Source organism: Sporosarcina sp. ACRSM, assembly GCF_022346545.1.
Taxonomy (GTDB): Bacteria; Bacillota; Bacilli; order Bacillales_A; family Planococcaceae; genus Sporosarcina.
Genome location: NZ_JAKRNU010000005.1, coordinates 122,450 through 135,895 on the forward strand (window position 1 = coordinate 122,450; position 13,446 = coordinate 135,895).

Consider the following 13,446-nt stretch of genomic DNA (forward strand, 5'->3'; position numbering starts at 1 on the left):
TTCCTCCTTTTTTCTCTACACCATTGTATACGTTTCAATCCCCCAAATGTTTCACGTCATGTTAAAATGGAAATACCTCATTCGAAAGGAGACAACGTATTGGAAGATCGAATGAATATTTACATTTATAGTAAACATGACAAAGACTCTCTCGAAAAGAAATCGAAAGTCGAAGATGCTTTTATTCATGAAGGATTCACAATAACGGAAGATGATGCCAAAGCGAATATCATTATTAGCATCGGCAGTGACGGGTCGTTCTTACAGGCCGTTCGCAAAACCGGATTCCGTCAGGACTGCCTATATGCCGGCATATCGCTGACAGGCAAGCACGCTTTGTATTGTGACTTCCATTATAACAATCTTTACGAAATGACACAGGCTATACGTGGAGCAAAACTAAAAGTGAGAAAATATCCACTCATCGAGGTAGCTGTCGACAATCAACAGCCTTTCTATTGTTTAAACGAGTTCAGTATCCGTTCGAACATCATTCGGACGTTCATCCTCGATGTTATCATCGACGATACATTGTTTGAAACATTTCTCGGTGACGGGTTGATCATCTCCACTCCAACTGGTAGTACGGCCTACAACAAATCTGTAAGAGGCGCTGTCGTCGATCCATTATTGCCTTGTTTCCAAGTAACAGAACTTGCGTCTGTCAATAACAATACATACAGAACGCTCGGCTCACCCTTCATCATGAGCGGAAATCGCAACTTAAAACTGAAAGTCCACCAAGATGGGAACGATTTCCCTTCAATGGCCGCTGACAATGAAGCAATCGGCATTCGTCAAGTAGAAAATGTAGAAATCCGATTAAGCGATAAAGTGATCAAAACTGTCAAGCTAAAAGATAATTCATTCTGGGAAAAAGTACAACGCATCTATTTATAACAAAAAGTAAAAAGAAGCCGCCTCACTGAGGTTGGCTTCTTTTTACTTTTAACACTTCCAATACCGTCGATGCCGTAAATATGACTAATGCAAACCAAATAAACGAGAAAGACAGGAATTCGATTTTTCCAAAGGTTTCGTTAAAAACAACGACGCCGATAAATAACATCATCGTCGGCGCGATATACTGGAGGAATCCTGCCATGTAGAGCGGGATCCGCTGCACAGCTTTTGCATACATCACCAGAGGGAGCGCTGTGACTACTCCCGTGAAAATAAGCAATAGATCGGTCTTCACATCAATCTGTAAAAATACGGCTTGGCCGTCCATGAACAGCCATATATAATAAAGGACCGCAAACGGCACGATGAAAAATGTTTCAATCGTCAATCCGCGAAGGGCATCCAGTTTGACGCGCTTCTTGATCAGTCCATAGACAGCAAACGTCACTGCCAGTGAAAAAGCGATCCAAGGAAACGTTCCATAAGAAATCGTTAAGATGACAACGCCAATCACAGCCAATCCAAATGCAATTTTTTGCGCCCCCGACAGTCTTTCTTTTAAAACGATGATGCCTAAAAGGACAGAAACAAGCGGATTCATATAATAACCAAGGCTTGTCTGAACGATATAATTATGATTGACTGCCCATATGTAAATAAACCAATTGCTTGAAACAATTCCAGAGGCGGCACACAATGCCCAAAAATCCCGCGGAGTACTCCAAAGCCTTTTAAAATCCTCTTTCAAGTGTTGACCATTTTTCAATAAGATGACAACAAGAAATGTCAAAATGAATGCCCAGACGATTCGGCTAACTAAAATTTCCATGCTGACAACATGCTCAAGACTTTTCCAATAGATCGGCATAATTCCCCATATGAGGAATGAACCGATTGCCCATAGGACACCGCTTCTCTCTGTTTGCATCACGACGCCCCCTTTTTATTTTGAGTCCCGAAATAATAGTTAATTATAGACCTCTTTACGCAAAACGTAAAGTTCAACTTTCGACATATTCAACGCGTTCTTTTCGCATCCGTATCAGCCCTATAATCATGGGGAAATTTCTTCTAAATGAAAACTGCTTTTGCCTAAACGGAATTTCCCGTTAGACAAAAGCAGTGATGACAAATGATCAATTACGCCTCGGCGTAACATGAATCAGCAGGGAGTTTGGACTCCCACTGATCGAAATGCTTTCTGACATTCATCCCGCCACTTATGGAAGTGGGGGACTTCTGCTGAATCATGTTAAATTTGTTGTTCCAGTTTTCGTAAGTCAACACGTTTGATTTTTCCAGAAACAGTTTTCGGCAATTCTTCAATGAATTCAATTTTTCGAGGATATTTATAAGGCGCTGTCAAATTCTTTACATGATTCTGCAACTCACCGATCAAGCCATCCTCATCTTTGCGTTCAGGCTCACGGAGGACGACATAAGCTTTGACGATATTCCCCCGCACTTCATCAGGGCTTGCAACAACGGCACATTCCCGTACAGCCGGATGCTTCGTTAAAGCATCTTCCACTTCGAACGGCCCGATTGTGTAGCCGGAGCTAATAATTATATCATCGCCCCTTCCTTCAAACCAGAAATAACCGTCCTCATCCATTTTCGCCCGATCGCCCGTTACATAATAATCTCCACGGAATTGCATATGTGTCCGCTCAGGGTCTTTCAAATACTCTTTGAACAATGCAGGGGTCGAAATATGTACGGCAATATCCCCGACTTCTCCAGGTTGTACCGGATTCCCTTCATCGTCTATGATTTCAACTTTGTTGCCCGGTGTCGATTTCCCCATCGATCCTGGTCGGGCCTCCACATCGAGTAAAGATCCGATCAATAATGTATTTTCGGTCTGCCCATACCCATCTCGCACATTGAGTCCAAACGTACGATCAAAAATATCAATGACTTCACGGTTAAGTGGTTCCCCCGCCGAAACCGCACTTCGAATGGAAGACAGATCATAATCCTTCAAATGATCCGCTTTCGCCATGAAGCGATATTCCGTCGGTGTACAACAAAGCACATTGACATTGTAAGTCTTGATATGTTCCAAATAAGTTTGAACATCAAACTTCCCGTTATACACCAAGCCGACAGCACCGCTTCCTAAAACGGAAAGGAATGGAGTCCAAATCCATTTTTGCCAACCGGGCGCTGCAGTAGCCCAGACGATATCATTTTCTTCAATGCCAAGCCAAGCACCAGCGGTCCGAAGATGTGCATAACCCCAAGCATGTGTATGAACAACGCCCTTCGGATTACCGGTTGTCCCAGAAGTATAGGATAGAAATGCCATATCAGTTCGACGTGTAGGCGGTGTCTCGAACTCAGTAGGCATCGTCTGCATCAATTCAGAGAGGGAAAGCTGTCCCTTCTCGGCTTGTCCGACAACAAACAGCTGAACATCTTTCAAATTTTCCACTTCGTTAAACTGATCTGTAAATGCTTCATAGGCAACGATGGCTTTTGCCTCACTATGCGCCAACCGGTATTCAATATCAGATGCACGTAACATTTCCGAACTTGGAATGACGACAAGCCCCGCTTTTAGTGCTCCGATGTACGTCACATAAGCCTCAATCATTCTAGGCATCATAACAAGGACAACATCACCCTTTTTCAATCCATTTTGCGTGAATACATGGGCTGCCCGATTTGCCTCTTTCAGTAATTTATCGTATGTAATCTCTTTCTTTTCACCATTCGCATCAATATAAATCAATGCTTTCTTATCTTGATCGATTGCATGTTTTTCAAATTCATCCACGATATTGTATTGCTCTGGCGCAATTAGTTCTTCACGTTTCATAAACGTCCCCTCCATCTCAATAGGCTTATTATACATGCCGTTAAACATCAATTCAAAAAGAAACTCTGTCTATCAGTGTGGTTTAGTTCCTTTTAGAAATGTACATACTCTTCATACAATCGAAAAAGCTGTTCCGGAGGCATTCCAGAACAGCTTTTCCAGTGTGCTATATTATTGCTCGAAGCCCTTCATTTGCTGTTGAGCCTGACGTACTAATCGCTTCGTAATTTCTCCGCCTACGGATCCGTTGGCACGCGATGTACTATCCGGTCCAAGTTGTACGCCAAATTCATTAGCAATTTCGTTCTTCATTTGATCAAGTGCTTGTCTAACACCTGGAACAAGTAGCTGATTTGAATTTCCGTTGTTGTTACTAGCCATGATGATCACCTCCTTGTACGTATAGAATGTACCTTTAACGAAATTTCATGCATTTTTTAGGAAGGAATTTTAAAATCATTCTTTGTTGGCGGTTTAAACGCCTGTTTTTTTGTCCACACTTGATGATGTGGAACCTGTACCGATCAATTGATGATGGACAGTCTAGATGATCATTTATTCTTGCGTAAAACCTTTCATCTGCTGCTGAGCTTGACGCACTAATCGCTTCGTAATTTCTCCGCCCACAGATCCATTGGAACGCGATGTAGAGTCGGGTCCCATGTTGACTCCAAATTCGTTTGCAATTTCATTTTTCATTTGATCAAGTGCTTGTCGTACACCCGGAACGACAAGCTGATTTGAATTTCCGTTGTTATTACTCGCCATGTTGGTCACCTCCTTGTGCAGTTAGAATGCACCACATGTAAAATTTCATGCATTTTTAAAATCACAATTTTATCCATCCTACTGAAGTCGGTTTAGACAGTATATATTTTGCCTACACTGATTCAACGAATTATCGAATAGCGCTCTTTCACTTTGCCTGCCCTATAAAAAATTAGAAAAGCTGTTCCGAAAAATTCGGAACAGCTTTTTAAAGGATGCGATTATTGTTCAAAACCCTTCATTTGTTGTTGGGCCTGGCGTACTAATCGCTTCGTAATTTCTCCGCCTACGGATCCGTTGGCACGCGATGTACTATCCGGTCCAAGATTCACACCAAATTCGCTGGCAATTTCGTACTTCATTTGGTCAAGTGCTTGTCGTACACCTGGCACTAGAAGCTGATTTGAATTTCCGTTGTTGTTGCTAGCCATGTTTACCACCTCCTTGTGCATTTAGAATGCACCGCTTCAAAAAATTCATACAGGAGGTTTATTGGTAATTTATTCTATACTCACAACAAGTCTTCAAACGCATCTTCCTGTTGAAGGGGCAATTGCACTGTTTCTCTGTTTTTCACCGCTTCTTCAACGAGCGGTGCGAAATCAGAAAAGCTTTCATAGTAAACGACCTTTTCAAGCCGTGGTTTCGTTTTTGGATTTGATGGCGAGAAGATTGTGCAACAATCTTCATATGGTTGAATGGAAATATCATACGTACCGATTTTCTGCGCAATCTGGATAATCTCGAGTTTGTCTGCCGCGATGAGCGGGCGCAAAATAGGGGTCTCTGTTACGGCATTAATCGCTGTTAGGCTCTCAAGTGTCTGACTCGCAACTTGTCCTAAACTTTCCCCCGTCACGATGGCCAGCGCACCTTCTTCTTGCCGTACTTTATCCGCAATTTGCAACATCAGTCTCCGCGTTGTAGTCATCGATACATTATCAGGCACCTGAGTGACGATCATTTGCTGGATCTCCGTAAATGGAATGATGTGAAGACGTACCGCAGCACCGAACGTACTTAATTTTTCTGCAAGATCCATCACTTTCTTTTTTGCCAATTCGCTTGTAAAAGGCGGGCTTGCAAAGTGGATCGCGTCGATGGAAACCCCGCGTTTCATCATTAAGTATCCCGCAACTGGACTATCAATGCCCCCTGATAGCATCAGCATGGAGTGGCCATTCGAGCCGACGGGCATCCCACCTGCACCTTCATATACTTTCGCTGTCAGGAACGCACCTTCCTCACGGATCTCCACATGCAATAAAATATCCGGTTTCTTCATCTTAACAATAAGCTCAGGAAAATGACGTAGCACATGACCCCCAATTTCCTGTTGCAACTCACCCGTCACAAGTGGAAAGGACTTGTCTGTCCGTCGAATTTCAACTTTGAACGTTTTTCCTTCCGTTTCATCTGCACCGATGACCTCCAACGCCTTTTCTTTAATCGCGTCCAGTGACGCTTCACATTTAGCGACCGGACTAAACGATTGAATCCCGAAAATATATGGCAATCGCGCGATGGCTTCTTTCATATCCTGCTGGTCTTCCGCAATCAAAAACATGCGGTCACGCTCAGGCTTAATGACGACTGTCTTCAAGTCACGCAATGCCTCTTTTATATTATTTCGCAGCTTTCGGACGAACGTATTCCGATTTCGTCCTTTTAATGATAATTCGCCATAGCGAATTAACAGCTCGTTCCATTCCATCATTGTTTTCCCCTTCCAAGCAATTCCATGAATCCTTTAAAGACACGCTCTAATTCACTGACATGCTGTTCTGAATTATTTTGTCCGAAACTGATCCGGATGACACCATTTTTATATTTTTCGGGCACGCCAATCGCTTCGATGACGTGACTCGTTTTAACACTTTTCGATGAGCAGGCACTGGATGTTGAAACCGTTATGCCGTTTTCCTGAAAGTAATTCACGGCAACTTCCCCTTTTATTTTCGGGAACGCAAGGGAAAGGATATGAGGTGCAGCTGAATCCCGTGCGAGTATGCGAACATCTTCATATTGTTCCACAACCGTCATGAACCGATTTCTCCATGCCCTGAAATTTTCCCGTTCTTGATTCACCACATGTAGTCTCATCGCTTTTGCCATAGCTACTGCATCCGCCACGGATACAGTGCCGCTACGCAGTTCTTTTTCCTGTCCACCGCCAAAATTGATCGCTTGGGGGATTATTCCTTTTCGCATCGCGAGTATCCCTGAACCTTTCAGTCCATGGATTTTATGGGCAGAAATCGTCAAGGCATCCGGTCCGTCTCCCGTTAGCATAATAGGGAGTTTCCCGAAACTCTGAACAGCATCGCTATGAAAGACCGCCCTTGATTGTCCTTTAATCATTCGTGCACATTCCGCAATGGGCTGGATTGCACCTATTTCATTATTGACATGCATGATGCTTACTAAAATCGTCTCTTGTCGTAGCTTACTTTTCAACTCTTCAATTGAGATGACACCTTGCGCATTCACTTGTAAATAATCCACTTCAAAGCCTTGCGTTTCCAAGTATTCCATCGAGCGAAGCACCGATGGATGTTCAATCGAAGTCGTAATAATATGGTTTCCTCTTGAACGGTATGCATGTGCAAAACCGATGACCGCTAAATTATTCGCTTCGGTCCCTCCAGAAGTGAAAATAACCTCACCTTCCGACACACCTAGAATCGATTTAATCTGCTCACGGGATCTTTCCAATAATAATTCCGCTTCCTTTCCAGCAAGGTGAAGCGAAGCGGGATTTGCAAAAAAGCGTCGATTCACTTCTGTAAATGAAGCTAGAACGCTGTCATCCGGCAAAGTCGTAGCACTATTATCCAAATAAATCATTCAACTCTTCCTTTCGTTTCTCACATGAATAAGCGTGACAAAGCCACCTGCACAAGATGTGCTGGTGGCTGACATTCGCCGTTGATATTCATCCGGTAAATCCCATCGAAAATTTTTATACCTGCTCTTTCACAAGTTCTTCAATCCTTTTCATCGCACCGGGTTCCACTTCTTCTACTGCAGTTGCAGCCTCTTCCAAAGCTTTCGCATATCTAAATTGCCTGAACGACTCTTCCGCGTCAAGCAAGCGGGCATTCATTTCAGGATTCGACGCACGGTAACGATTGCCATATTGAATGATCCATTCAATGAGCATTACATTTTCAAGCAGTTCTTCAACTTTTTCACTTACCTCTTGAACCACCTTTGCAGCATTGCCCAAGTATGAATCCACAAGTTGCATATTCAATGGAACTTCTTGCAAGCTTTGCTTTACTATGTAAATTTGTTCATCAGCTTCCTCAAGCCGCGCTTCCATCTCATCCGGAATCCCCGGGATATTCCCTCTATGCAATAACCGGTCGGCATGCTGTAATTTACGGGAAAGCTCGTCCAGTTTCGTACGGACATTATTTTCGTCTATCCGTAAATTTTTCATGCGGTTCATAAAACTTTCTTGTTCCTCCGCAATTTCTTCAAGCTCCTCAGAAATGCTTTGCAATTCTTCCCACAAACTTGAATAGGCAGATCCTTGGCTATTAAGGCGAGTAGTAAGCACTTCAAAACGTTTTTCAAGGACATTCAATTTCTTGAGACTTTGTTGTGGGATTTGCGCTTCTTTTTCATCGAGTCTGTAACTTTGTTGAACATATGTAGCCTCCGCCGATGTTTCCCTTGCCTGTATCGTCATCTCCAAAAGGCTTTCCGCCACATATTCGTAATGTTCGTCGACGTAATGCTTCGCATTCACTTCGTGTTCCAGCGCATCGTAAAAGGAATCGATGCGATCATTGATCTCCATTGTACGTTGTTGCACGTCTTCAATTTGAAGTTCCGCCATTTTCTCCAACAGTTCTTGAATTTCTTCCTCAATATGGCCCAACTGCTTTGGCAACTCAAGATGCTGTAAGAAATAGGATTGTTCTTCCATCTCCATCGTACCCATTTTCAACTCGCGCAATGATGCAGGAATTTTGTTTTGTAATTCCGTCAGTAATGAAGGGGTTTCATGGATAAGCCTGAACACCCTTTCTCCCTTGGTAGCTAGCGAAATGACGATTTCCCTTGCTTGCAAGTAGTTGCCGTTCGCGGTCAACTCGTCGTACTCCTGAAACTTCGGATGGAACGATTCGAGTTCTTTTTCCAATGGTCTCGCTGTCATTCCGAAAGAATGTTGATGGGCTAATACCGTTTTCCGGGCAGCACGATGTTGTTCTTTCAACTTTTCGATTTCAATCCGGTTTTTCTCTTCGCTACCGACAAGCTCGTTCAGCTCTTTAAGGATTTCATTCATTTTCTGATCGCAGGAACGAATTTTCTCTTGGATCGCTTTTTCCGTTTCCGTTGCTTTTCTAAATCGGAAACGGTCAACCATATCCTCTACATCGAATAACAATGAATCAATTTTCGGCATATGTACGTCCATCACTTCTGCCCAATCATTTCGCCAGCGTTCGAATTTCTCTTCAGTTTCGCCAGTCATATTCAACTGTTTCACTTTCGTCATCTCTTCTAATATCGGCTTATGCTGAATCTGTAGTTTCTCTTTTTCTAAACGGCTAATTTCCTGTATATGTTTGCGCCTGAATAAGAAGGCGATTGTTGTCAATATAATGAGCACTATTATTGCAATGATGAAGGTTTTCATCGTGGTCCCCCTATTCCAAATCACTGTACCATAGTATTATCCTATATAGTACCACGTTTAAAGATTTTTGGTTGCGAAAATGAATGATTTATAGGGAAAAATCTGTTTTTCCGCCATATGGTCCGGAAAAATTGTTAAACAAAGCCCGAATGTGTATAATTAATAATTAATTCATTTCAAGATAGTTAGGAGTGTTCGATTTGTTCGTTGGATTCGAATATGCTACTGATGGAAAAGTAAAATATGAACAACTTGCCAGTCAACTGGACGCATTGCTGGATGGCGAGAAAAATAGATATGCAAACTTAAGCAACGCTTCTGCATTGCTTAACCAGTTTTTCGATCGCATCAATTGGGTCGGATTTTATTTGATGGATGAAGGAGAACTAGTGCTCGGACCATTTCAAGGTTTGCCTGCCTGTATCCGGATTCCGCTTGGAAGAGGCGTCTGCGGAACAGCAGCAACGCGTAAAGAAACAATCATCGTACCGGATGTCAATGCATTTCCAGGCCATATCGCCTGCGATGCAGCCTCGCAGTCCGAAATCGTTGTGCCAATACTAAAAGACGATGTACTCCTCGGTGTACTCGACATCGACAGTCCAGAACTCGATCGATTCACCGAAGAAGATCGTGCCGGTCTCGAACACTTTATAGAAGTTCTTGTCAAACATATTTGACATTCGATAGAGATTGAATGAAAACAGTCCAGGAAGTCTAGTGAGATAAGACTTCCTGGACTGTTTAACTTGCTTCAGCAAATCTGTTTGTACTGAGAGCGAAGCGTTAGCTACAGAAGTTCCTACTTCTCTAAGTGGTGAGATGAATGCTGGACATGCATGCAATTCAGTGGGGGCTCAAACCCCAGCCGATTAGAATTAGAGGTACTCAGGCTAAGATCGCCGCGTCCAGAAAGTGCCTGGGTGACCAACAACCTGTTGGCCCAAGCCTCCGGCGTATTTTACTTTTCTATTTTTGCCAACTGTTGTTCCAACTTCATGAATGCCGACTCCATATCTTGGATTAAATCATCCGCGTGTTCAAGACCGACCGATAAGCGCAATAAGGAATCTGAGATACCCATGTGGAGCCTTTCATCCTCTGGAACACTGGAATGGGTCATCGTTGCCGGGTGTTGAATCAACGTTTCCGCATCACCTAGACTCACCGCAATTTTAATAAGTGCAAGGTGGTCCATAAACAATTGAGCTTCTTTTTTCCCGCCCTTCACCGTAAACGAAATAAGTCCTCCACCGGCCCTCATCTGATGCTTCGCAATGTCATATTGTGGATTTTCCGGATCGAATGGATAAAAAACTTCCTCTACCAGTTTCTGCCCTTTTAAATAGCGGATCAATTTTTCTGCATTCGCTGTATGGCGTTCCATTCGGACCGATAATGTTTTTAACCCCCGAAGCAATAACCATGCATCAAACGGGGACATGATCCCCCCATAATCCTTTTGAATCGTCAGGCGGATCGATTCCATCTCTTCTTTATCATTGCCGACCAATAGCCCTGCAATGACATCACCATGTCCATTTATATACTTGGTAGCACTATGGACGACGAAATCGGCACCGATATCGATCGGATTTTGCAAATAAGGGGAGCAGAATGTATTATCCACAACTACACGGATCCCATGCCGCCTCGCTACATTGACGACCGCATGCAAATTCACAAGCTCCATCGTCGGGTTGATCGGTGTTTCGACATAGATACAAACGGTCTCTGGTTTAATGAACGATTCGATGTCCTCTTCGGTTTCCATTTTGATCAAATCGTGACTAATGTCATACTTCCGTTGCATAATGCCGAGTAGACCGAATGTGCAACCATAAATTCCTCGGGAACAAAGAATATGATCGCCTGCCTTTGTTAAGTGAACTAAAACCGAACTGACCGCAGCCATCCCCGATCCGAATGCAAGCGTACCTTCTCCATTCTCAAGCGCCGTCATTCGATCTTCCAAAACGCGTACCGTTGGATTACCGAGCCTCGAGTAAATATTCCCTTCTTCCATCCCGGCAAACCGATTCTCACCTTGAATCGCCGTGTCAAATGAAAAAGTCGAAGTCTGATAGAGTGGAACAGCAAGACTTCCATGGTGCATAGCTTCTTCATAACCTTCGTGTACAACGAGCGTATCCTTATGGTTTTCCCGTTCTTTCATAACCGAACACCCCTCCTATTTAGTAAGCGCTTTCTCGGAATTCCAGCAAATAGCCGCCACCTCTGCTCGTGTCGGCTATTTGCTAGTTACTACTGGGTCCTGAGCTAGTTACACGCTGCAGAACTTGAACGTCATTGCGCAGAGAACAAATGGATTCCCTTACTTTCATTTTACACCTAAAGGAGGAGAAGGAACAGGCTCAATGCCTATTTCAAAGCTTCAAGATCGAGGGTTGATGGATCATCAATTGGTTTTTCCCGCTTTCTTTAGCCGAATAGAGTGCTTTGTCGGCGGTTTGGAAGATATCCAAAAAGGTCATTGGCATTTCAGAAGTCCAGCAACTGATTCCAGCTGATATTGTCACTCTCGGCTCTGTCACCGTAGGAATCACTTGAATAAGCCGCTTGGAAAAGTGGATTCCTTCATCCAATGTACTCGAAGGCAAATAGACTGCTATCTCCTCGCCTCCCCACCGCGCTGCTATCCCTTTCCCCTCGACTTCTGCCAAGATGGTCGTCGAAATTTGCCTCAGCACAGCATCACCAGTCGAATGCCCGTAGGTGTCATTTACTTGCTTAAAATCATCAACATCCACTAAAAGAAAAGCACCTGCTTCCTCATTTGAAATGGAACGTTCGATCATCTCATCTAAATAATTTCGAGTGTACAATTTTGTTAAATGATCCTTATCCACGAGTTCCTGTAATTGATCTCGCAACATGGAGTTTGCTAGGGCAAGAGAGGAATGGCTAATCAAAGCTTGCATGAGCTTAAAGCTATCGAAAGAGAAATAATAAGGATCTGCGTGCAGTAGTAGAATAAACCCTGTCATTTTTTCTTGGTTCATGATCGGAATCGCAATAAGTGATTCATAAACTGATGTCACGTTCTTCATGCTGTCGAATCTCGCGTCAAACAGCGCCTCTTTACCATTCTTCAAATACGCGGAGGCAAAAGTGAGATATGTTTGGCCGGCTCCGTTATGAAATACTTCCGAGCTTAATGGTGAAATAACATCATTTCCATTTTCATCGTAAAAGCAGAATGCGATTTCTTCCGGCTGGAATGCTTTGATGAATTGTTGTTTTAAAAAAGAAAGCATTTCATCAAATTGCATATGGCTATTCAATTTTCTCGATGTTTCATTCACAAGCTGTAAATCCTCGATCACCCGGTGGGATTGTGCATATAGACTTGCATTTTCCAATGCATTCCCCGCTGTATTCGCGACCATCCGTATGAAGTTTTTCTCGCTCAAAGAATATTCGAATTCAATAGGCGCATTGATTTGGAGCACACCGTAAATCCCTTGTCTGCCTTTGATCGGCGCATTGATCAGTTTAGTGTCTGTTTCAGGCAATCGCTCCATGGTCACTTTTCCGGAAACATAGGCATCGATCGCAGACGGTCTTTCATTCATATAATCGAATAGCTTATAGGTATGCTTTCGCTCATTTTGATCATGAGATAATAACAGTTCAATGTCGAACGTCGGAAAGGATTCTTTGACTACTTCGATAATCCCATCAAGAATCACGTCTCTTTCCATCGTCGAATTGAACAGCTCTGTTACACGAAATAGCCGTCTGAAACTTCTCTCTTCCTTGACAAGGAATACCATTTTCTTAATCAGTTGGATGACTTTGCTCACGATTTCCTCCAACTCCTGTAAAAATGACGTTTCCCTAAACGCTTTCCAATGGCCCGTCGATTTCACAAGCAAAAGACCTAATATTTCGCCTTTGCCGTTCCGGAATGCAAGATAATCATCCGCATACGCAAATCCCTTTTCATGAAAAGGAGTAAGAAAAGCGTTTGAACTTTTGGTTTCATCTATTTCCAAAGGACTATACGGAATCACATCATTTCTCATCAATGTATATGTGCGCCCTGAGAGTTGTATAAAGTTATTGTTCGAAAAGATGAAAAAGTCTGCATGCTCGATGCCGAAATGCCTGAACAGCTTCGGCCGCAACACTTCAAACCATTGTTCATAAGATTGGACTGCGATGTCTTCCGTCCATAAATACAGCAGTTCACTTTTTATTTGCAACATTGTCATTTGATGATCTATCATGCAATCACCCCGATTTCGTGAATAAGAAAATTTATATAATGTGT

Annotated in this window: 12 protein-coding genes; 2 read left to right on the top strand and 10 right to left on the bottom strand. The window is 43.1% G+C overall.

Going from position 1 to position 13,446, the window contains the following annotated elements; translation table 11 throughout:
- Positions 1–99: 99 nt before the first annotated feature.
- Positions 100–900: an NAD kinase gene (locus tag MHZ95_RS09565; protein WP_239390394.1), complete on the top strand. Its 801-nt coding sequence runs from the start codon at positions 100–102 to the stop codon at positions 898–900.
- A gap of 22 nt (positions 901–922) precedes the next feature.
- Here the strand turns inward: MHZ95_RS09565 and rarD are convergent, their stop codons facing one another.
- From rarD to ezrA, 8 genes are all read right to left on the bottom strand, one after another.
- Complete coding sequence (gene rarD / locus MHZ95_RS09570; RefSeq protein WP_239390395.1) at positions 923–1,831, bottom strand: EamA family transporter RarD; 909 nt, start codon at positions 1,829–1,831, stop codon at positions 923–925.
- Between the two features lie 324 nt (positions 1,832–2,155).
- Positions 2,156–3,727 (bottom strand): acyl-CoA synthetase MbcS, encoded by a 1,572-nt coding sequence (gene mbcS, locus MHZ95_RS09575; RefSeq protein ID WP_239390396.1) that lies wholly within the window; start codon positions 3,725–3,727, stop codon positions 2,156–2,158.
- Between the two features lie 171 nt (positions 3,728–3,898).
- The gene (locus MHZ95_RS09580) at positions 3,899–4,108 is read right to left on the bottom strand and encodes an alpha/beta-type small acid-soluble spore protein (protein WP_239390397.1); all 210 of its coding nucleotides are present in this window, start codon (positions 4,106–4,108) and stop codon (positions 3,899–3,901) included.
- A gap of 174 nt (positions 4,109–4,282) precedes the next feature.
- Entirely contained in the window at positions 4,283–4,495 is a 213-nt protein-coding gene (locus MHZ95_RS09585; protein ID WP_239390398.1) for an alpha/beta-type small acid-soluble spore protein, read from the bottom strand.
- 221 nt (positions 4,496–4,716) lie between these two features.
- Positions 4,717–4,926, bottom strand: coding sequence for an alpha/beta-type small acid-soluble spore protein (locus MHZ95_RS09590; RefSeq protein ID WP_239390399.1), 210 nt, complete (start codon positions 4,924–4,926; stop codon positions 4,717–4,719).
- A gap of 80 nt (positions 4,927–5,006) precedes the next feature.
- On the bottom strand, positions 5,007–6,209 hold the full coding sequence (gene thiI, locus MHZ95_RS09595; RefSeq protein WP_239390400.1) for a tRNA uracil 4-sulfurtransferase ThiI: 1,203 nt from the start codon (positions 6,207–6,209) through the stop codon (positions 5,007–5,009).
- Positions 6,209–7,342 (bottom strand): cysteine desulfurase family protein, encoded by a 1,134-nt coding sequence (locus MHZ95_RS09600; RefSeq protein WP_239390401.1) that lies wholly within the window; start codon positions 7,340–7,342, stop codon positions 6,209–6,211. Before MHZ95_RS09600 ends, thiI begins: the two co-directional genes overlap by 1 nt.
- A gap of 115 nt (positions 7,343–7,457) precedes the next feature.
- Positions 7,458–9,149, bottom strand: a complete 1,692-nt coding sequence (gene ezrA / locus MHZ95_RS09605; protein WP_239390402.1) for a septation ring formation regulator EzrA — start codon at positions 9,147–9,149, stop codon at positions 7,458–7,460.
- A 200-nt stretch (positions 9,150–9,349) separates the two neighbouring features.
- On the opposite strand from ezrA, the gene MHZ95_RS09610 reads away from it, so the two are divergent.
- The gene (locus MHZ95_RS09610; RefSeq protein ID WP_239390403.1) at positions 9,350–9,829 is read left to right on the top strand and encodes a GAF domain-containing protein; all 480 of its coding nucleotides are present in this window, start codon (positions 9,350–9,352) and stop codon (positions 9,827–9,829) included.
- A 281-nt stretch (positions 9,830–10,110) separates the two neighbouring features.
- Here the strand turns inward: MHZ95_RS09610 and megL are convergent, their stop codons facing one another.
- Together megL and MHZ95_RS09620 are read right to left on the bottom strand one after the other, a co-directional pair.
- The gene (megL, locus tag MHZ95_RS09615) at positions 10,111–11,325 is read right to left on the bottom strand and encodes a methionine gamma-lyase (RefSeq protein WP_239390404.1); all 1,215 of its coding nucleotides are present in this window, start codon (positions 11,323–11,325) and stop codon (positions 10,111–10,113) included.
- 211 nt (positions 11,326–11,536) lie between these two features.
- The gene (locus MHZ95_RS09620; protein WP_239390405.1) at positions 11,537–13,402 is read right to left on the bottom strand and encodes a sensor domain-containing diguanylate cyclase; all 1,866 of its coding nucleotides are present in this window, start codon (positions 13,400–13,402) and stop codon (positions 11,537–11,539) included.
- Positions 13,403–13,446 lie beyond the last annotated feature (44 nt).